This window comes from Erwinia sp. B116 (assembly GCF_002865965.1).
Taxonomy (GTDB): Bacteria; Pseudomonadota; Gammaproteobacteria; order Enterobacterales; family Enterobacteriaceae; genus Erwinia.
Genome location: NZ_JRZZ01000035.1, coordinates 1 through 18,852 on the forward strand (window position 1 = coordinate 1; position 18,852 = coordinate 18,852).

The 18,852-nt window shown below is 60.9% G+C and carries 17 protein-coding genes and 1 pseudogene; 14 read left to right on the top strand and 4 right to left on the bottom strand.

What is annotated here, in order from left to right; translation table 11 throughout:
• The 11 genes from NV64_RS18410 to NV64_RS23480 all read left to right on the top strand — a co-directional run.
• A partial coding sequence (locus tag NV64_RS18410) for a hypothetical protein (RefSeq protein ID WP_233209035.1) occupies positions 1-688 on the top strand: 688 nt, incomplete at its 5' end.
• Entirely contained in the window at positions 685-828 is a 144-nt protein-coding gene (locus tag NV64_RS24415) for a hypothetical protein (RefSeq protein WP_199177692.1), read from the top strand. The genes NV64_RS18410 and NV64_RS24415, both read left to right, overlap by 4 nt.
• Before the next feature lie 72 nt (positions 829-900).
• On the top strand, positions 901-1,332 hold the full coding sequence (locus NV64_RS18415) for an OsmC family protein (protein WP_101506504.1): 432 nt from the start codon (positions 901-903) through the stop codon (positions 1,330-1,332).
• Positions 1,333-1,494: 162 nt separating this feature from the next.
• Complete coding sequence (locus tag NV64_RS18420; protein WP_101506517.1) at positions 1,495-2,025, top strand: RcnB family protein; 531 nt, start codon at positions 1,495-1,497, stop codon at positions 2,023-2,025.
• 242 nt (positions 2,026-2,267) lie between these two features.
• On the top strand, positions 2,268-2,699 hold the full coding sequence (locus tag NV64_RS18425; protein ID WP_233209036.1) for a hypothetical protein: 432 nt from the start codon (positions 2,268-2,270) through the stop codon (positions 2,697-2,699).
• Between the two features lie 210 nt (positions 2,700-2,909).
• Positions 2,910-3,812, top strand: coding sequence for a homocysteine S-methyltransferase family protein (locus NV64_RS18430; protein WP_056240157.1), 903 nt, complete (start codon positions 2,910-2,912; stop codon positions 3,810-3,812).
• Positions 3,813-3,881: 69 nt separating this feature from the next.
• Complete coding sequence (locus NV64_RS18435) at positions 3,882-5,438, top strand: ABC transporter substrate-binding protein (protein ID WP_101506506.1); 1,557 nt, start codon at positions 3,882-3,884, stop codon at positions 5,436-5,438.
• Between the two features lie 6 nt (positions 5,439-5,444).
• Positions 5,445-6,434: an ABC transporter permease gene (locus NV64_RS18440; RefSeq protein ID WP_369814399.1), complete on the top strand. Its 990-nt coding sequence runs from the start codon at positions 5,445-5,447 to the stop codon at positions 6,432-6,434.
• 64 nt (positions 6,435-6,498) lie between these two features.
• On the top strand, positions 6,499-7,308 hold the full coding sequence (locus NV64_RS18445; protein ID WP_056240146.1) for an ABC transporter permease: 810 nt from the start codon (positions 6,499-6,501) through the stop codon (positions 7,306-7,308).
• Between the two features lie 3 nt (positions 7,309-7,311).
• The gene (locus NV64_RS18450) at positions 7,312-8,895 is read left to right on the top strand and encodes an ABC transporter ATP-binding protein (protein ID WP_056240143.1); all 1,584 of its coding nucleotides are present in this window, start codon (positions 7,312-7,314) and stop codon (positions 8,893-8,895) included.
• A gap of 37 nt (positions 8,896-8,932) precedes the next feature.
• Positions 8,933-9,091 (top strand): hypothetical protein, encoded by a 159-nt coding sequence (locus NV64_RS23480; RefSeq protein WP_156365623.1) that lies wholly within the window; start codon positions 8,933-8,935, stop codon positions 9,089-9,091.
• Positions 9,092-9,099: 8 nt separating this feature from the next.
• On the opposite strand, the gene NV64_RS24520 is transcribed toward NV64_RS23480, so the two are convergent.
• The 3 genes from NV64_RS24520 to NV64_RS18465 are packed head-to-tail and all read right to left on the bottom strand — an operon-like array spanning position 9,100 to position 10,871.
• On the bottom strand, positions 9,100-9,261 hold the full coding sequence (locus NV64_RS24520) for an RcnB family protein (protein WP_082502389.1): 162 nt from the start codon (positions 9,259-9,261) through the stop codon (positions 9,100-9,102).
• A gap of 49 nt (positions 9,262-9,310) precedes the next feature.
• Positions 9,311-10,453, bottom strand: coding sequence for an iron-containing alcohol dehydrogenase (locus tag NV64_RS18460; RefSeq protein ID WP_056240141.1), 1,143 nt, complete (start codon positions 10,451-10,453; stop codon positions 9,311-9,313).
• Between the two features lie 19 nt (positions 10,454-10,472).
• The gene (locus tag NV64_RS18465; RefSeq protein WP_233209037.1) at positions 10,473-10,871 is read right to left on the bottom strand and encodes a hypothetical protein; all 399 of its coding nucleotides are present in this window, start codon (positions 10,869-10,871) and stop codon (positions 10,473-10,475) included.
• 474 nt (positions 10,872-11,345) lie between these two features.
• Between NV64_RS18465 and pqqU the strand changes: the two genes are divergently transcribed.
• Both pqqU and NV64_RS18475 read left to right on the top strand, forming a co-directional pair.
• On the top strand, positions 11,346-13,496 hold the full coding sequence (pqqU, locus tag NV64_RS18470; RefSeq protein WP_369814398.1) for a TonB-dependent receptor PqqU: 2,151 nt from the start codon (positions 11,346-11,348) through the stop codon (positions 13,494-13,496).
• 300 nt (positions 13,497-13,796) lie between these two features.
• Positions 13,797-16,181 (top strand): annotated as a pseudogene (locus tag NV64_RS18475) (glucose/quinate/shikimate family membrane-bound PQQ-dependent dehydrogenase).
• A gap of 603 nt (positions 16,182-16,784) precedes the next feature.
• Here the strand turns inward: NV64_RS18475 and NV64_RS18480 are convergent.
• Entirely contained in the window at positions 16,785-17,273 is a 489-nt protein-coding gene (locus NV64_RS18480; protein ID WP_101506507.1) for a pyridoxamine 5-phosphate oxidase, read from the bottom strand.
• Between the two features lie 438 nt (positions 17,274-17,711).
• Here NV64_RS18480 and arnB point away from each other — a divergent pair, with 438 nt between their 5' ends.
• Positions 17,712-18,851, top strand: coding sequence for a UDP-4-amino-4-deoxy-L-arabinose aminotransferase (arnB, locus tag NV64_RS18485; protein ID WP_056240132.1), 1,140 nt, complete (start codon positions 17,712-17,714; stop codon positions 18,849-18,851).
• Position 18,852 lies beyond the last annotated feature (1 nt).

Here is an 18,852-nt window from a genome sequence, read left to right on the forward strand (position 1 = left end):
CATTCACCGTCTGAGCCAGTTGATGAGTTGGCTGGATGAGAGCAGCGCGTTGGCGACAGCGCTGTTCAGCGGTCTGGCGCAGCTGGATGAGTGGCTGGTGGCACCGGTGCTGTTGCCGCATTCGCCGCTGGGATTAGATCTGTTGCTGCACGTGCCGGGGATCCTTGACGACTATTTTAGCGGGATTGTGGCGAGCATGGTGCCGCTATTGCAGGCGGAGCCGGGCGATTGCCAGCCGTTGCTGGTGGGGTGCCAGCGTACGTTAGCGTTTGGCCGCTGCGTATTGCCAGTTTCAGGAACTGGGGTGGCGGTTGATTTAAGGCGGTCTCTTGCCGCGCAGTTGCTGCCGGGCAGCCGTTACGCCGGCGGGCTGTTTAGCGGGCTGTTAAGCGAGGCCGCAGCGCCACGGCTGTTAGCGGAACTGCGGGACTGGCTGAAACCGGGTGCGCCGTTATTGCTGCTGGAGAACAGCGCAGAGCGACCGCTGCACTGGGTGACGCCTGCCGCGCTCTGCGCACACGCCGCCGGAGAGGATAACTGCCCGTTCAGCGCCGCCGCCGATGAAGCCCGCTGCCGCCAGCAGCTGGAGCAGTCTGGCTATCAACTGCTGGCCGTCTGGCCGCAGCCCGCTACGCCGATGGCGTTCTGCGGCCAGCGGCTGTTGCTGGCCCGGGTCCCGCGCGGATGAGGTCTTGCCCCTGGCGCTATTACGTCATGTTGCAGGAGCAGGAGCAGGTGCAGGTGCAGGTGCAGGTGCAGGTGCAGGTGCAGAAGCAGGGTGGGGCACCCGCTTATGCAGGGGCGGAATGTAGCCGGAATCGTCTGTAAAACGGGCGGTCGCCGGTGAGAATATGCAGAGTGTCTATACTGGTAGCTGATGTTAACTAACGGAGGATAACCATGACCATTCATAAGAAAGGCCAGGCACACTGGGAAGGCGATATCAAACGCGGTAAAGGCACCATCAGTACCGAGAGCGGTGCGCTGAGCGCGCAGCCCTATGGCTTTAACACCCGCTTTGAAGGGAAAGCCGGCACCAACCCGGAAGAGCTGGTTGGGGCGGCCCATGCGGCCTGCTTCTCGATGGCGCTGTCGCTGATGCTGGGTGAGGCCGGCCATACGCCTGAAAGCATTGATACCACCGCTGACGTGTCGCTGGATAAAGTGGATGGCGGTTTCGGCATCACCAGAGTGGCGCTGGAGAGCAAAGTGACGCTGCCGGGTATCGATAAAGCCGAGTTTGACAAGATTATTCAGCAGGCCAAAGCCGGCTGCCCGATCTCGAAGCTGCTCAATACTGAGATCACGCTGGACTATCAGCTGAATAACTAATCTCCACACTGTGCAGGGTGCGTCAGGACTGTGTTAAGCCAGAGCAAAGTTAGTGCTAATCCGGTCGTTTTCGGAGTTGAAGCGATACGGAAGTGTTGACGAATGTCCGATAGTGAGGTGAACGGCAGCGGTCAGGCCGTCGGCCAAACTGAGGACATCAAGATGAAAAAAACAACACTGGCACTGGTTATCAGCATTTTCACAGCAGGCACCCTGTTCTCCTCTCTGTCGCAGGCGGAGGGTCCGGGCAATGGCCCGGATCGCCAGTGGCAGCAGCAGGGCGGTCATGATAATCGCGGTAACGGTGGCGGCCATGATGCCCGCAGCGATCGTGGTGGTCAGGATCGTCATGACGCGCGTAACGATCGCGGCGGCCCGGATCGCCATGATGCCCGTAACAATCGCGGTGGTCCGGATCGTCATGATGCCCGTAATGACCGTGGCCCTTCGCCGCAATTCCACCGCGTGGAACGCGATCACTTTGCCTGGAGCGGCCACGACTTTCGTCGCGGCCACCCGATGCCGCCGCGTTTCCGTGGCGATGATTATCGCGTTAACGACTGGCGCGACCGCGGTCTGTACGAACCGCCACGCGGCGCACACTGGGCCTATGTCGACGGCAACTATGTGCTGATCGCGGCGGCAACCGGGATCATTACCGCTATCCTGCTGAATGGCGCGCTCAGCCAGTAAGATGTTACCTCTCCGGCAGCGCCCGCTGCCGGATTTATTGCTTTGCCTCTCCCCAGCATTCAGACCCGTTCTCCCCTTTGTTAAAGCAACGCGTAATCGATATTTTTCAATAAATTAGCGTTGCATTGCATTACATTGTTGTTTTCCGTAGCGGCTCGCAGAAAACCGGCTCCTGTATGCTTGTTAATCATCTTGTGGTGGATTTATCATCATGCTGTCAGAACATAATTAAGGATGAGAAAATGGAAAACAGAGTCGAGAAACTGGAAGACAAGTTCACCACGTTGCAGGGAGACGTAAATATTCTTAAGCAGGATGTCACCGTGCTTAAGCAGGATGTGACCGTGCTTAAGCAGGATGTCACTGTGCTCAAGCAGGATGTCACTGTGCTTAAGCAGGACGTCACCGTGTTGAAGCAGGATGTATCCGTCTTAAAAGAAGACGTTAAAATACTTAAAGAGGATGTTAACGGCATCAAGATAGATGTTGCGGTGATCAAGTCAAACTATGTGACGAAAGAAGAGTTCCATCAGCTGGATAAAAAGTTTGATACTAAATTCGAGATGTTACGCAGCGAGCTGCATCAGTCTCTGGCGTCACAAACAAAATGGTTTGCTGCATCGCAAATGGCGCTGCTGGTGGTTGGCCTGGGTGCCGCCAAAATAATCTTCTGAACGCACTCCTTAACGATGGTCAGCGGATGCCGGCGTGGCCAGTGGTTCTCCGCGGGGCGGCGGAATCGCTACAATCCTGAGCGTTACGCTTCCCCCTTCGCTCATTTCCTGTAGAAGCTTATCGTGATTTAAGCATATAGACGTCTGGACATGTAGCCATCACTTTCTGTAGCATGCTGCCATTAGAAAAATCTTACCGGGAGCAGGCTGATGGCGCATAAAATTGCAATTCTGGATGGTGGTATGGGGCGAGAGCTGGCGCGGGTTGGTGCACCATTCCGTCAGCCGGAGTGGTCGGCGCTGGCGCTGTATGAAGCGCCGGAGCGGGTGCGCGAGGTTCATGACAGCTTTATCGCCGCCGGTGCCGGTACGCTCACCACCAACAGCTATGCCGTGGTGCCGTTCCATATTGGCGACGCACGCTTTGCCGCCGACGGTCAGCGGCTGGCCGCGCTGGCCGGCCGTCTGGCGCGCGAGGCGGCCGACGCCGCCCCTGAGCCGGTGCGCGTTGCCGGCAGCCTGCCGCCGGCCTTAGGCTCCTATCGCCCCGACCTGTTTGACCTGCCGCAGGCACTGGCTATCCACCGCGTGCTGATCGATGCTCAGGCCCCGTTTGTGGACGTCTGGCTGGGCGAAACCGTCAGTTCGATCGCCGAAGCGGAGGCGATTCACCAGGCGCTGGCCGGTCAGCCGCAGCCGCTGTGGCTCTCCTTTACCCTCAATGATGAAGCGGAACAGTATGATGCCGTCAGCACCCTGCGCTCCGGCGAAAGCGTGACGGCGGCGGTAACCCGCGCCGTGGAGCTGGGGGCAGAGAACGTGCTGTTTAACTGCAGCCATCCGGAAGTGATGCTGTCGGCGGTACGGCAGGCCGCCGCCGTGCTGAAGCAGCTGAATGCGTCGGTGGGCATTGGTGTTTATGCCAACGCCTTTGAGCACGGCAGCAACGGCGGCGGGGCCAATGAAGGTCTGAGCGGCCTGCGTAAAGACAGCGATCCGGCAGGCTATCTGCACTGGGCGCAGGAGTGGGTGGCGGCCGGTGCCACGCTGGTTGGCGGCTGCTGCGGCATTGGCCCGCAGCACATTCAGCGGCTGGCGGAAGCGCTTAAGTAATACGGACACCGGGTCAGTGCCGCTACGGCGGCAATAAAAAAAACAGCAGAAACTACAGGACACCACCACATGAACCGTCGCAACTTTATTAAAACGACCGGGGCACTTTCCGTTGCAGCAGCCTGCACCGGCTGGCCGCTGCAGTCAGCATGGGCCGCGGACGCCGCGCCCGCTGCCGCGGATGCCACACCGAAAAAAGGCGGGCACCTGATTATCGGCATGGATAACGCCTCCAGCACCGATCGGCTCGATCCGGCATTCTGGTTTGAGTCCTGGATGTATTTCTTTGGTTCGCAGCTGTTTAACTGCCTGGCCGACGTGGATGAAAACGGCAGGATCGTGCCGTCGCTGGCCGAGAGCTGGGAAACCGCCGACGGCAGCAAAACCTGGCTGCTGAATATTCGTCAGGGCGTGCAGTTCCACGACGGCCGTGCCCTGACCGCCAGAGACGTGGTCTACTCGCTGAACCACCACCGCGATGAGAAGTCCACTTCGTCGGTGAAAGGTTACCTCGACCCGGTGGTGTCGCTGGAAGCGACCACGCCGCACCAGGTGACCATTAAGCTGAAAGAGCCGAACGTTGAATTTATCGCCCTGCTCAGCGACGTTCACTTTGCCATTACCCCGGAGAATGAAAACTTCGATAAGGGCATCGGCACCGGCGCCTTTATCCTTGAGAGCTTTAAGCCGGGCGTGCGCGGGCTGGTGAAGCGTAACCCGAACCACTGGAACCCCAACCGTGGCCACGTTGATTCGGTGGAAACCCTGGCGATGAACGACTCGACGGCGCGCGTGGCGGCGCTGGCCAGTGGTTCGGCGCACATGATTAACCGCGTGAACCCGCGTATCGTCGATCGCCTGAAGGCGCTGCCGACCATTCAGCTGCTGCGTTCGAAAGACAGCCAGATCTTCACCTTCCCGGGGCTGGCGAACGTCGCGCCGTTTAACACCCTCGACGGCCGCCTGGCGCTGAAATACGCCATCGATCGTGAGCAGATGATCAAAACCGTGCTGGGCGGTTACGGCACCGTCGCTAACGATAACCCGGTTTTCCCGTCCAGCCCGTACTTTGCCAAAGATATTCCGCAGCGCCCTTACGATCCGGAAAAGGCCAGATATCACTGGCAGAAATCCGGCTTCAGCGGCCCGCTGGTGCTGTCGGTGGCGGAGAGCGGTTTCCCGGGCGCGGTGGATGCCGGCCAGCTGTACCAGAACTCGGCGCAGCGCGCCGGCATTCCGCTGCAGGTGGAGCGCGTGGCGGATGACGCCTTCTGGGACAACGTCTGGATGAAGAAACCCTTTGTCTCCTCTAACTGGTCGCTGCGCCCGACCGCCGATGCGCTGCTGTCGCTGGTGTTTACCAGCAACGCGCCGTGGAACGAGTCGCAGTGGAAAGAGCCGGCCTTTGACCAGCTGGTGACCGCCGCCCGTGGCGAGCAGGATGAACAGAAGCGCCGCCAGATTTATCACGATATTCAGGTGATGCTGGTCGAGAAGGGCAGTGAGGTGATCCCGCTCTACGCCGATGCGCTGGATGCGGCCAGCAGCAAAATTAAAGGGTTTGTTGCCATTCCGGGCTTCACCATGAGCGGCAACCGCGCTGCGGAAAAAGTCTGGTTTGCGTAATTGTCGATGAGTGATTCTCCTTCTATCCGCGGGAAAGGCCATTTCCCGCTGCTTAAGATGATCGTCCAGCGTCTGCTGGCCGGGGTGGTGATGCTGCTGGTGGTGTCGGCGCTGATTTTTGTCGGCATCCAGCTGCTGCCGGGCAACGCCGCGACGGCGATCCTCGGCCAGACGGCCACCCCGCAGGCGGTGGCGGCGCTGAATCAGCAGCTCGGCCTCGATCAGCCGGCCCTCAGCCGCTATCTCAGCTGGCTGGGCGGCGTGCTGCAGGGCGACTTCGGCCACAGCTTTACCAGCCGCGAGGCGATCGCGCCGGTGCTGCTGGAGCGGCTGGGTAATACCCTGTCACTGGCGTTCTTCACCGCTATCGTTGCCGTGCCGCTGGCGCTGGCGATCGGCTTTGCTTCCGCCCGCTACCAGGGGCGCTGGCCCGATCGGCTGCTGAACCTGTTTACCCGCGCGGCGGTGTCGCTGCCGGAGTTCTTCTCCGGCTACCTGCTGATTCTGATTTTCTCGATCACCCTGTTCTGGCTGCCGAGCAACAGCAGCATCGCCGACGGCATGCCGCTGGGCGACAGGCTGCTGGCGATTGCGCTGCCGTGCCTGACGCTGATCTTCGCTATTCTTGGTCATATGAGCAATATGACCCGCGCCGCGCTGGTCAGCGCGCAGAATGCGGCCTGGGTGGATACCGCGCTGATGAAGGGGCTGTCGCCGTCGGCGATCCTGTTCCGCCACGTGCTGCCCAACGTCTGGGGGCCGGTGATTAACGTGATCGTGCTCAACCTGGCCTGGCTGATGGTAGGGGTGGTGATCGTCGAGAACGTGTTTGTTTACCCGGGCCTCGGCCAGTACATGGTGGACAGCATCAGCAAACGCGATATCCCGGTGATCCAGGACTGCGCGCTGCTGCTGGCCGGGATCTATATTCTGCTCAATCTGCTGGCCGATGTGGTCACCCTGCTGGCTAACCCGCGCCTGCGCCACGCCCGTTAATCCCTTTTAGAGGCCAGCCTGGCGTACCGCGAAGGCACGCCGGGCTGACAAGGAACTGATGTTGATGTTAAGGCTGAAACTTGCCGTGCTCCCCGGTGCTATCGGGCTGAGCCTGTTTATTCTGGTGGCGCTGCTGGCCCCGCTGCTGTCGCCCTATGCGCCCGATCAGGTGGTGGGCAGTGCCTGGGCGGGGGTCTCACCGCAGAACTGGCTGGGCACCGATAACCTCGGCCGCGACCTGCTGTCGCGGCTGATCTGGGGCACCCGCACATCGATCGGCGTTAGCGTGGTGGCGACCCTGCTGGCGTTTGCCATCGGTATTTTCCTCGGTTTCCTCGCCGGCTTCTGCCGTGGCTGGGTCGATCAGCTGATTTCACGGGTGAACGACGTGCTGATGGCGATCCCTACGCTGATCCTCGCGCTGGTGGTGCTGGCGATGCTGCCGAAAACCATTCCGGTGATCGTACTGGTGCTCGGCCTGCTGGAGTCGACGCGGGTGCTGCGCGTGGCGCGTTCGCTGGCGCTGGATATTGCGGCGCAGGAGTTTATCGAAGTCGCCCGACTGCGCGGGGAGCGCCTCGGCTGGATCCTGTGGCGCGAGATCCTGCCCAACGCCCTGACCACGCTGGTGGCGGAGTTTGCGTTGCGCTTTATCTTTATTCTGCTGTTCCTGTCGGCGCTGTCGTTCCTTGGGCTGGGCATTCAGCCGCCAACCGCCGACTGGGGCGGGCTGGCGCGGGATAACAAAGACGGCATTCTGTTTGGCGTGTGGGCCGCGCTGATCCCGGGGGCGGCGATTGCGCTGCTGGCACTGGCGCTGAACAGCGTCGCCGACTGGCTGATGAGCCAGCACAGCCGCAGCTGGCAGGAGTAATTAATGCAGTCACAACCGTTGTTAAGCGTGCAGCAGCTGCGCGTCACCGCCGGCAGCGCGGTGCTGGTGGACGATATTTCTTTCACCCTGAATAAAGGCGAAGTGCTGGGGCTGATCGGCGAGTCCGGTGCCGGTAAATCCACCATCGGTCAGGCGATCCTCGGCCACTGCCGCCACGGGATGAAAATCAGCGGCGGGCAAATTATCTTCGCCGGACAGCCGCTGAACGGGCTCTCCGAACGGCAGATGCGCAGCGTGCGCGGCGTACAAATCGCCTACGTGGCGCAGTCGGCCAGCGCTTCGTTCAACCCGGCGAAAACCATCGGTGAACAGGTGATTGAGGTGGCGGTGCGCCACCGGGTGCTGGACCGCCGGGCGGCGATCCAGCGCGCGATGGCGCTGTTTGTACAGCTGCAGCTGCCGCAGCCGCAGCAGTTTTTCCACCGTTATCCGCATCAGGTCTCCGGCGGCCAGCTGCAGCGGGCGATGATTGCGATGGCGATCTGCGCCGGGCCGCAGCTGATTATCTTCGACGAACCGACCACCGCGCTGGACGTGACTACCCAGCTGGAAGTGCTGAAGGCGATTCAGCAGGTGATTGCGCAGAGCGGCGTGGCCGCACTCTATATCAGCCACGATCTGGCGGTGGTGGCGCAGCTCAGCCAGCGAATTATGGTGCTGCGGCACGGCCGTCAGGTAGAGACAGGTGCTACCCCGGCGCTACTGGATCAACCGCAGCAGGCTTATACCCGTGAGCTTCTGCACAGCCACGCGCAGCCGCATACGCCGCGCGGTTCCACTCTGCCGCTGCTGGCCGCGCGTGAGGTCAGCGTTGATTATCAGGGGGAGCGGGTGCTGCACAATGTGTCGCTGACCGTCGGCCGCGGCCGTACCCTGGCGCTGATCGGCGAGTCAGGTGCCGGCAAGTCAACCCTCGGCCGGGCGATCTGTGGGCTGGTCTCCCCGGCAGAGGGCGAGGTGCGCTTTAACGGCCAGCTGTTGCCGCCGGCGCTGCGCCGGCGCAGCCGCCAGCAGCTGCAGTGGGTGCAGATGATCCACCAGCACCCGGACACCGCTCTCAACCCGCGCCTGACCATCCGGCTGCAGCTGGAGCGGGCGATGGTCTGCCTGACCGCGCTGACCGCCCAGCAGCGTAAAGCGCGGGTGGAGACGCTGCTGGAGCAGGTCGGGCTGCCGGTACAGCTGGCGGACCGCTATCCGCACGCGCTCTCCGGCGGTCAGAAGCAGCGCGTCTGTATTGCCCGCGCGCTGGCGGTGGAGCCGCTGCTGATCGTCTGTGATGAACCGACGTCGGCGCTCGATCCGCTGGTCGGGCGTGAGGTGCTGGCGCTGCTGAAGAGGTTACAGGAACAGACCGGCGTCTCGCTGCTGTTTATCACCCACGATCTGCACGTGGTGAACGCCGTTGCCGATGAGGTCATGGTGCTGCGCCACGGCAGAACGGTGCGCCAGGGAGCGTTAGATCTGGTGTTTAACGCGCCGCTGGACGACTATACCGCCCAGCTGCTGCGCGCGGTGCCGCAGATGCGTGCCGGTTGGTTAGAGGAAGTCAGTGCGGTAGTCTGAGCAAATTCAAACAACGGAACAGATCCGGAGGGAAACAATGAGCGTGTTCTTTATTCTGGCAGTGGTGTTTGGCGCGGCAGCCTTGCCGATGCTGGTGCTGAGCGTCACCCAGCGGCGGCGCAGCCCGTGGCTGGCGGCGGGGATGGTCAATCTGCTGCTGGCGCTGGTGTTTGCCGCCAGCGCCCTGTTTGCCTGAGGCAGCCGTTACTGATGGGCTACCACCGAGGCAATCACCCCGGTCGCTACGGCAATTAGCACGTAGTTACCGTTGACGTTATGCCAGCGGTGCCCGGCCGGCGGTGCCTTCAGACCGTGTTTTTTCCAGTCATTTACCTGATAGCCCGCCCCGCGATACTGCCCCGGCAGGGCGTGGCCCTTGCGGAAATCCGGCTTTACGGAAAACTGTCACAGTGCATCAATCGTGTACGCTGAACGCCTGCTCCAGCAGCCAGCGCTGCTGCGCCTCGCTGTAGCTGACCCACGAATTTTTGCTGTTGGCGCGGGCGAGGATCCAGGCGACATCCTGCTGGCTGAGCGACGGCGGATCCTGCCAGAACGGCGTGATGGCGTGTTCGCGCAGCCAGTCCGCCAGCTGTAGTGCCGCAGGCTGCCCGCCGTGCGGGAACAGGGTCTGTTGCAACTGCTGCATCAGCGCCCGCTGCTGCGGGTTTTCGCTTTCACTGAGCAGAGTCAGGAACGGCAGCAGCAGGCGACCGCATACTTCACCGTGATGATAGTCACGGATCGCCCCCAGCTCCCCGGCGATGCCGTGGATCACCCCCAGCCCGGCCATACTCAGGCACTGCCCGCCGAGCCAGGAGGCCAGCAGCATCTGTTCCCGCGCCTCATCCCCTGACGCATCATCACGGTTCAGCCCCGGCCAGCCGTTGATAAACGCCTGCAGCCCGCTCAGCGCCGTCTGGCGGCTCAGCGCGCTGCCTTTCGCTGACAGATACGCTTCAAACAGATGGGTAAAGGCATCGATGGCGCAGCAGGCCAGCACCCGATCCGGTGTGCCGCGCAGCAGGTCGGCGTCGAGGATCGCCACCTCAGGAACAAACGCCGGATGGCGCAGTGAGGCCTTCACCCTGATGTGCTGTTTGTCGGTGATCACCGCATTCTGCGTTACCTCACTGCCGGTGCCGGCGGTGGTCGGCACCGCGATCAGCGGCAGGGTGGCGGCGGTCACTGCGCTATCGCCAACCTTCTCCAGGTAGCGCAGGGTGTTGAGCGGGTGCTGGCTCAGCGCCGCCACCGCCTTGGCGGCGTCGATCACGCTACCGCCGCCAATCGCCACCACGCGGCCAATCCGGCCGCGCCAGCGTGCCACCCAGCCGTCGATCTCATCGGGTGAAGCTTCATGGCTGACTATCTCAATACCGCACAGCAGCGGTTCAAGCTGTGGCTGCAGAGCCTGCCAGGCCGGGCCGTTGAGGAAGGAGTTGCCGCAGAACAGCAGCGTCGGCAGCGCGGGCTGCTGCAGCAGTGGGATCAGCTGCGGCAGGGTGCCGCGGCCAAACAGGGTCTTTCGGTTGGCAATTAACTGGGTAGGATTCATCGGTCACTTATCTTAACGGTTACAGGCTGCCCGGGCCTGGGCAGGTGAAGGTGATGGCCCGATCCTGCGGCGAATTAATGATGCTGAAGCGGGTGTCGGAGACGCGCTGTGCCAGCCAGCCGTCACGGGTGACGGCCGAGGGAATATAGAGCTGACGGTCGCCCGACCACAGTGGGCCGCTGTCGAGGGTGCGGTCAGGAAGCGTCACGGAAAAGGCGCTGACCCGGTCAATAATTTTTCCCTCAACCGTGCCCAGCGGCTGGCCGCTCAGGGTGGTCACCTCGCCATTGCAGGTTGTCCCCTGGTATTTTCCGGCGCAACCGGCCAGCAGCAGCAGGGCAGCACACAGCAGCGGCCTGATGGCCAGCGGGGAGGTAGGGATGATAGGGGAGAGTCGTGGACATCCGGAAACGGGCATGGTGCATCCTGTCACTGTCACAACGGTTTAACAATCCGTTGAGTATAGCCTGACGGTGATGGCGCGTGTTAGTGGCGCGTGGATTTTGCGGGGTGCCGCCAGAAAGCCTTAAAAACCCCTTAAAAACGCAGGTTAATTATCTGAAACCGGTTACTGAATCAATTCAGCAAAATTGTTAACAACTCTGATAAGCGGTGCTACAATCCGCGCACATTGTGATTTGTATCACATATTTTCGGTAGGGATTCGTGATCCTGGTCAGCGACAAATGTTAAATATTATGAATTATAAAACATAACGCGGTGGCTGACTGCGTAATCCTGTTACATACCGATATACTTTGACAGGTCTGCCTGGCAGCGCATGTAGCGCACTTTGTCAGGGAAAGGCGGGCGCCTGAAATTTCCGTTCTGCATCATTATTGCCGGGCGAAAACGGGCCTGAAACGTTGCTCACTAATGATGAATCACTCCCGTGAATAATAAAAAAACCTCTGCTTATCTTCTGACGCCGCTGTTTGCCCTCTCTGCGGTTGCTGCCAGCTGCGCACAGGCGGCTACCGCCGCCTCTCAGTCAGACTCCTCCACCCTGATGGTCGTCAGACACGTCAGCGGGCTTTCGGAGCTGGATACGCCCGCCGCCGTCAGCGTGGTGGACGGCGACGATCTGCGTAACAGTACGGCGCAGGTCAATCTGTCGGAAACGCTCGGCAGCGTGCCGGGCCTGCAGCTGCAGAACCGCCAGAACTATGCCCAGGATCTGCAGCTGTCGGTGCGCGGCTTCGGCAGCCGTTCGACCTTTGGCGTGCGCGGCGTGCGCATGTACGTGGACGGTATTCCTGCCACCATGCCGGATGGCCAGGGGCAGACCTCCAATATCGATATTAACTCGGTAGGCAGGGTGGACGTGCTGCGCGGCCCTTACTCGGCGCTGTACGGCAACGCCTCCGGCGGCGTGGTGAATATTGAGACCGAGACCGGCACCCAGCCGCCCACCCTGGAAGCGGGCACCTACTTTGGCAGCTTCGGCAGCTGGCGTAACAGCGTTAAGGCCAGCGGCGCGACCGGTGACGGCACTCAGGCCGGCGACGTGAATTACACGATTTCCGGCTCGCGTTTTACCACCCACGGCTACCGTGACCACAGCGGCACGCAGAAAAGCCTCGGTAACGGTAAGCTGGGCGTGCGTATTGATGACGTCAGCACCCTGACGCTGATGCTGAACAGCGTGTCGGTGGATGCGAATGACCCGGGCGGTCTGACGGCGGCGGAGTATCAGGCTAACCCGCGCCAGTCGCCGCGTGGCGACCAGTACAACACCCGCAAGAGCCTCGATCAGACCCAGTTCGGCCTGCGCTACCAGCGTGAAATGAGTGAGAACGACCAGCTGACGCTGACCACCTGGCACGGCGAACGCCACACGACTCAGTACCAGTCAATTCCGGTCGGCACCCAGGCTAACCCGGCCTATCCGGGCGGGGTGATCGTGCTGGAGCGTAAGTATCAGGGGATCGACACCCGCTGGAAGCATGACGGCAAGCTGGGCTCCATGCCGGTGACGCTGATCGGCGGGCTGGACTACGAAACCATGACCGAACGTCGTCAGGGATTCCTTAACTACAACACGGTGAACGGTGTTAATCAGCTCGGCGAGAAGGGCGACCAGCGCCGTAACGAAAAGAACACCATGTGGAACCTCGATCCTTACCTGCAGAGCAGCTGGCAGCTGAGCGATAAGTGGTCACTGGACGCCGGTCTGCGTTACAGCACCGTCAGCTTTGACTCCACCGACTACTACATCACCACCGGTAACGGCGACGACAGCGGCAGCGCGCGCTACCATAAGCTGCTGCCGATGGGCTCAGTCAACTATGCGGCGACCGATGCATGGAACCTCTACTTCTCCGCCGGTCGTGGTTTTGAAACGCCAACCATTAACGAACTCTCCTACCGCTCGACCGACGGTACGCAAACCGGCATGAACCTCGGCCTGAAGCCGGCCACCAGCGACACCTTTGAGCTGGGCAGCAAAACGCGTATTGGTTATGGCCTGCTGACGGCGGCGATTTTCCAGACCAGTACCGATAACGAGCTGGTGGTTGAAAGCAGCAGCAACGGCCGTGCGGTGTATAAAAACGCCGGTGAAACCCGCCGTCGCGGCCTGGAGCTGGGCTTCGATCAGCAGTTCGCTCAGGACTGGAAAATGAAGCTGGCGTGGACGCTGCTGGACGCCACCTACCGTAATGAAACCTGTAATGCTGCCGCGACGTCCTGTACGCCCGCGGGTAACCGCCTGCCGGGCATCGCCCGCAATATGGGCTACGCTTCGCTGCAGTATGCGCCGGAAAGCGGTTTCCACGCCGGGGCGGATATCCGCTATATGAGCAGTATCAAGGCTAACGACGCCAATGACGCCGAAGCCGGCGCATATGCGGTGACCAGCCTGAACAGCGGCTACCGCTTTAACTGGAGCCAGTGGTCGCTGGATCTGTTTGGCCGCGTCGATAACCTGTTCGATCGCCAGTACGCCGGATCGGTGATCGTCAACGAAGGCAACAAGCGTTACTACGAATCGGCCCCTGGCCGTAACTGGGGCGGCGGTGCCACCCTGGCGTATCAGTTTTAAGCGTTAAGCGGATCGTCTCCCGGCCCTCTGGTGAGGGGGGCAGCCCGGCAGCCTGCCCCTGATCTCATTCCGGGCAGAGCGTCAGGCTGATTCGCCGGGCAGATTGCGCGCACCGCGTGCCAGACTTATGCACCGGGCAAAGCCCGGTCACAGAATCCAGCAGTAACCGGCCAGCGGGAAGGGGAGCTTCCCGCTGGCCGGCACGGAACACCGGATGGATGGTTAAAACAAAACCGGGTGTTTCAAAAGATTAAGCCTACGCTTAATCGGTGACTTTTCATTTTTGGTAAGGTTCAAACTATGCAAAGTAAAGCATCAAGAGTGCTTCTGCTGCTAACGGCGATATTTGCCGCGCTGAGCGGCCTGTATCTGTTAATTGGCGGCATCTGGCTCGCTAAATTAGGTGGTTCGCTGTACTACATCATTGCCGGTGTGGTGCTGCTGATTACTGCTGTGCTGCTGCAGCGTAAGCGCGGTGCCGCGCTGACGCTCTACGCCCTGTTCCTGCTGGCCACCACCGTGTGGGCGCTGTGGGAAGTGGGTTCCGACTTCTGGGCGCTGACCCCGCGTCTTGACGTCACCTTCTTCTTCGGCCTGTGGCTGGTGCTGCCGTTTATCTGGCGCGGCCTGGTGTCGAAGGGCGCGTTCCCACGCGCTGCGCTGAGCGCGGTGCTGGTGTTCGTCGTCGCGGTACTGGCGTACTCGGTGTTTAACGACCCGCAGGAGATCAACGGTACCCTGAGCCCGGATCAGGCGGCAGAAGCCACCCCGGCGGATGACGGTATCCCTGCCGGTGACTGGCCGGCCTAAGGCCGTACCCAGGGCGGCACCCGCTACTCGCCGCTGAAGCAGATCACCGACCAGAACGTCGGCGAGCTGAAGCAGGCATGGTCGTTCCAGACCGGCGACCTGAAACTGCCAAGCGATCCGGGTGAGATCACTAACGAAGCCACGCCGATCAAAATTGGCAACGCGCTCTACCTGTGTACCGCGCACCAGAAGCTGTTCGCGCTGGATGCGGCCACCGGTAAAGAGAAGTGGCACTTCGACCCGAAAATGAAGACCGACCCGACGTTCCAGCACGTGACCTGTCGCGGCGTCTCTTACTATCAGACCCCGGAAGCGGCAACGGCACCTGCCGGTACGCAGCTGGCGCTCTGCTCACGCCGCGTGCTGCTGCCGGTCAATGACGGCAGCCTCTACGCGCTGGACGCGGAAACCGGCGCGCTGTGCCCGGAATTTGGCGACAACGGTAAGCTGAACCTGCAGAGCAATCTGCCGTACAACAAGGTCGGTTCTTACGAGCCAACCTCGCCGCCGATCGTCACCGATAAGGTGATTGTGATGGCCGGTGCGGTGACCGATAACTACTCGACCAAAGAGCCTTCCGGGGTGATCCGCGGCTTCGACGTCAACAGCGGCAAGCTGCTGTGGGCCTTCGATACCGGCGCGAAAGATCCGAACGTGATTGCCGAAGGCGAGCAGAACTACACCGCCAACTCGCCGAACTCATGGGCACCTGCGGCCTATGATGCGAAGCTTGATTTGGTTTACCTGCCGATCGGCGTGTCGACGCCGGATATCTGGGGCGGTCACCGTACCCCGGAGATGGAGCGTTTTGCCACCGGCGTGCTGGCGCTGAACGCCACCACCGGTAAGCTGGGCTGGTTCTATCAGACCGTACACCACGATCTGTGGGATATGGACGTACCGGCACAGCCGACGCTGGCGGATATCAATGATAAAGACGGCAATAAAGTGCCGGTTATCTACGTACCGACCAAAACCGGCGATCTGTTTGTGCTGGACCGTCGCGACGGTAAGCCGGTGGTTCCTGCACCAGAGATGAAGGTGCCGGGCGGTGCGGCGAAAGGCGATCGTGTGTCGCCAACCCAGCCGTACTCTGAGCTGAGCTTCCGTCCGAAGGAGCATCTGGCCGGCAAGGATATGTGGGGCGCCACCATCTATGACCAGCTGATCTGTCGCGTGATGTTCCATCAGCTGCGCTATGAAGGCCCGTTCACCCCGCCATCCGAGCAGGGCACGCTGGTGTTCCCGGGTAACCTGGGAATGTTTGAGTGGGGCGGTATTTCGGTGAACACCGATCGTCAGGTGGCGGTTGCCAACCCGATGGCGCTGCCGTTTGTGTCACGTCTGATCCCACGCGGTCCGGGTAACCCGATCGAGCCGGATGAGAACGATAAGGGCGGTACCGGTACCGAGTCCGGCGTGCAGCCGCAGTACGGCCTGCCGTACGGCGTGACGCTGAACCCGTTCCTGTCGCCGTTAGGTTTCCCGTGCAAGCAGCCTTCATGGGGCTATATTTCGGCGATCGATCTGAAGACCAACGATATCGTGTGGAAGAAACGTATCGGTACCGTGCGCGACAGCTCACCGGTTCCGCTGCCGTTTAAGATGGGGATGCCGATGCTGGGCGGCCCGGTGTCTACCGCCGGTAACGTGTTCTTTATTGCGGCCACCGCGGATAACTACCTGCGCGCGTTTAACCAGTCTAACGGTAAGCAGCTGTGGGAAGCCCGTCTGCCGGCCGGTGGTCAGGCGACGCCGATGACCTATGAGGTTAACGGTAAGCAGTACGTGGTGATCGTGGCCGGTGGTCATGGTTCCTTCGGGACTAAGCTGGGCGATCACGTGATTGCTTATGCATTGCCGGACAGCAAATAAGTTTTAACGCTGTGGCAGAAGGGGGCGACTTTAGGGTCGCCCCCTTTTTTTGTGCCTGCGCTTTGGGGCCGGGGCGCTTTGGGTTTGGGAGCCTGGCTTATCGGTGCGTGGCTTTGGGGCCGGGTCGCTTTGAGGTTGGGTGCCTGGCTTAATCGGGGTTATCCGGATCGCGGACACGCCAATAACGTCCCTGGGCTCTGCCGGGCGCATCCCTGCGCCCGAAGGTCCGCTAACCCGGATAACCCCGATTGCCTGTAATCACTGGTGTTGCTGTCCTGAAATATTCTATATCTGCGCTCAAACGTCAAAACATCAAAACATTAATACGGGTCTTTAATACGGGTCTTTTTGGCTTTTAAGGCAGCAACTCAATTGCTGAAAAGGGAGGCCGTTGGCGAGCAGGTTAGCCGGGCGTATGCCGCACGGATGCGGCATCCGAGCCTCCAGGGATGGATTATTTTTTAAAGCCCGGATTTTTGGGCTTTAAAAAATTAACGGCGTCCCGGCGTTCTGTCGCCAACGGCCGAACCCGTCATCGAAACTAAACGCGATGCCCTTAACAGCAACACAATCGCCGAATCCGCCCCGAAACAAAAAGCCGCGTCAGCCCTGGCGTAAGCCAGCGGTGGCCGCCAGCGCCTGCAGGGCGGCGATCTGCTCGTGCCAGCGGGCGAGGGCGCTGGCTTCGTCGTTGAGGCTGAAGGTCAGGCCGTGGGTGACGGTGGCGTAGGGCGCGCGGTGGGCGATGACCTGGTGAACGGTGGCGCTGAACACGCTCAGGTTGAGATCGGTCAGCGTCTCGTCGCGCTGCACAACCAGCAGCTGAATCTCCCAGATAGCCCCGTTAAGCACCAGCGCCAGCGTGGCCTTGCCGTCACGCTGCAGATTGCGGGTAGTAGTGGAGTGCGGCCAGATGGCGAACAGCAGCTGCCGGGGTGTGAGGGCGAGGATTTCACCGAGGCTGAGCTGAGCGGCGTAGGGCCAGCCGTTATCGCCGACGCTGGACAGGCGAATCGCCTGGTGCAGGTGGCTGGCCGGCAGCGAGCCGTCGAGCAGCGCCAGCAGCGCCGGAGGTAAGAGGGTGTCAGTCATGATCGATTCCTTGATGTCTGGGCGGTCAGTGTAGCCCGCCTGCCCGCAGGCCACCACCTGAGATGTTGCTGACAAAGTAAAGTGACAAAATGATGAAATTTTGCTTATGTTTAAGTGCTGTTGATGTTGTGCGATGAACGGCAGCGTTCTGAACATAAACGGCGATTAAACCTGCGTCAGGTTGCCCTGCACGACATGCTGTTCTTAATCTTTCCCTAATAATTTTCGTTTAACGTGCATATATCCGGGTATTGCTATGCTCTTTTGGGTAATAAGTAGCGCTTTGTCGTTGTTTTTTTAATCTCACGGGCCCTGTGAGGAATAATCTGCTGGTCAGCATCGTTAACGCAGCAGGTTGATTTATTTTTAATCACAACCGTCGTTTTCGATCTTCTTCAGCTAACGTTATTGCTATCAATAGTTTATTGGGATTAATCAATGTCTGAGTTTTTGCCTTTCTCACGCCCGGCAATGGGTGACGCAGAGCTGGCCGCGGTCGACGAGGTCCTGCGCTCCGGCTGGATCACCACCGGACCGAAAAATCAGCAGCTTGAACAGGCATTCTGCCAGCTTACCGGCAATCGCCACGCCATTGCCGTCAGTTCGGCCACGGCCGGGATGCACGTCACGCTGATGGCGCTGGGGATCGGGCCAGGCGATGAGGTGATCACCCCGTCGCTGACCTGGGTCTCCACCCTGAATATGATCGTCCTGCTGGGGGCTACGCCAGTAATGATCGACGTCGATCGCGATACGCTGATGGTCACGCCTGAGCTGATTGAAGCGGCGATTACGCCACGGACCAAAGCGATTATTCCGGTGCACTATGCCGGCGCACCGGCGGATATCGACGCCATCCACGCGCTGGGCGCGCGTCACGGCATCGCGGTCATTGACGATGCCGCCCATGCGGCCGGTACTTACTATCGCGAGCGCCATGTCGGCAGCAGCGGTACCGCCATTTTCTCGTTCCACGCGATTAAAAATATGAGCTGCGCCGAGGGCGGGCTGGTGGTCACCGACGACGCTGCGCTGGCGGGCCGGGTGCGCAGCCTGAAGTTCCACGGGCTGGGCGTTGATGCCTTCGATCGCCAGACCCACGGCCGCGCGCCGCAGGCGGAAGTGATTATGCCTGGCTACAAGTACAACCTGGCCGACATCAACGCGGCGATTGCGCTGGTGCAGCTGGATAAGCTGGCGGCCAACAACGCCCGCCGGGCGGAGATTGCCGGCCGCTATCTCACCGAACTGGCGGATACGCCCTTCCTGCCGCTGCGTCAGCCCGACTGGCCGCATCACCACGCCTGGCATCTGTTTATTCTGCGTATTGACCCGCAGCGTTGCGGCATCGGCCGCGATGAGCTGATGCAGGCGCTGAAAGATCAGGGCATCGGCAGCGGCCTGCACTTCCGTGCCGCCCATACGCAGAAATACTACCGCGAGCGCTTCCCGCAGCTGTCGCTGCCGCACACCGAGTGGAACTCGCAGCGCATCTGCTCCATTCCGCTGTTCCCCGGCATGCACGACGGCGACGTCGATCGGGTGATCGGCGCGCTGCTTACGCTGGCAGGAAAATAAC

What these genes read in the sequence shown, in the direction of transcription:
- NV64_RS24415 (WP_199177692.1), top strand. Translation starts at nt 685, where the DNA reads ATGAGGTCTTGCCCCTGGCGCTATTACGTCATGTTGCAGGAGCAGGAG.
- NV64_RS18415 (WP_101506504.1), top strand. Translation starts at nt 901, where the DNA reads ATGACCATTCATAAGAAAGGCCAGGCACACTGGGAAGGCGATATCAAA.
- NV64_RS18420 (WP_101506517.1), top strand. Translation starts at nt 1,495, where the DNA reads ATGAAAAAAACAACACTGGCACTGGTTATCAGCATTTTCACAGCAGGC.
- NV64_RS18425 (WP_233209036.1), top strand. Translation starts at nt 2,268, where the DNA reads ATGGAAAACAGAGTCGAGAAACTGGAAGACAAGTTCACCACGTTGCAG.
- NV64_RS18430 (WP_056240157.1), top strand. Translation starts at nt 2,910, where the DNA reads ATGGCGCATAAAATTGCAATTCTGGATGGTGGTATGGGGCGAGAGCTG.
- NV64_RS18435 (WP_101506506.1), top strand. Translation starts at nt 3,882, where the DNA reads ATGAACCGTCGCAACTTTATTAAAACGACCGGGGCACTTTCCGTTGCA.
- NV64_RS18440 (WP_369814399.1), top strand. Translation starts at nt 5,445, where the DNA reads ATGAGTGATTCTCCTTCTATCCGCGGGAAAGGCCATTTCCCGCTGCTT.
- NV64_RS18445 (WP_056240146.1), top strand. Translation starts at nt 6,499, where the DNA reads ATGTTAAGGCTGAAACTTGCCGTGCTCCCCGGTGCTATCGGGCTGAGC.
- NV64_RS18450 (WP_056240143.1), top strand. Translation starts at nt 7,312, where the DNA reads ATGCAGTCACAACCGTTGTTAAGCGTGCAGCAGCTGCGCGTCACCGCC.
- NV64_RS23480 (WP_156365623.1), top strand. Translation starts at nt 8,933, where the DNA reads ATGAGCGTGTTCTTTATTCTGGCAGTGGTGTTTGGCGCGGCAGCCTTG.
- NV64_RS18460 (WP_056240141.1), bottom strand. Translation starts at nt 10,453, where the DNA reads ATGAATCCTACCCAGTTAATTGCCAACCGAAAGACCCTGTTTGGCCGC.
- NV64_RS18465 (WP_233209037.1), bottom strand. Translation starts at nt 10,871, where the DNA reads ATGCCCGTTTCCGGATGTCCACGACTCTCCCCTATCATCCCTACCTCC.
- NV64_RS18480 (WP_101506507.1), bottom strand. Translation starts at nt 17,273, where the DNA reads ATGACTGACACCCTCTTACCTCCGGCGCTGCTGGCGCTGCTCGACGGC.
- arnB (WP_056240132.1), top strand. Translation starts at nt 17,712, where the DNA reads ATGTCTGAGTTTTTGCCTTTCTCACGCCCGGCAATGGGTGACGCAGAG.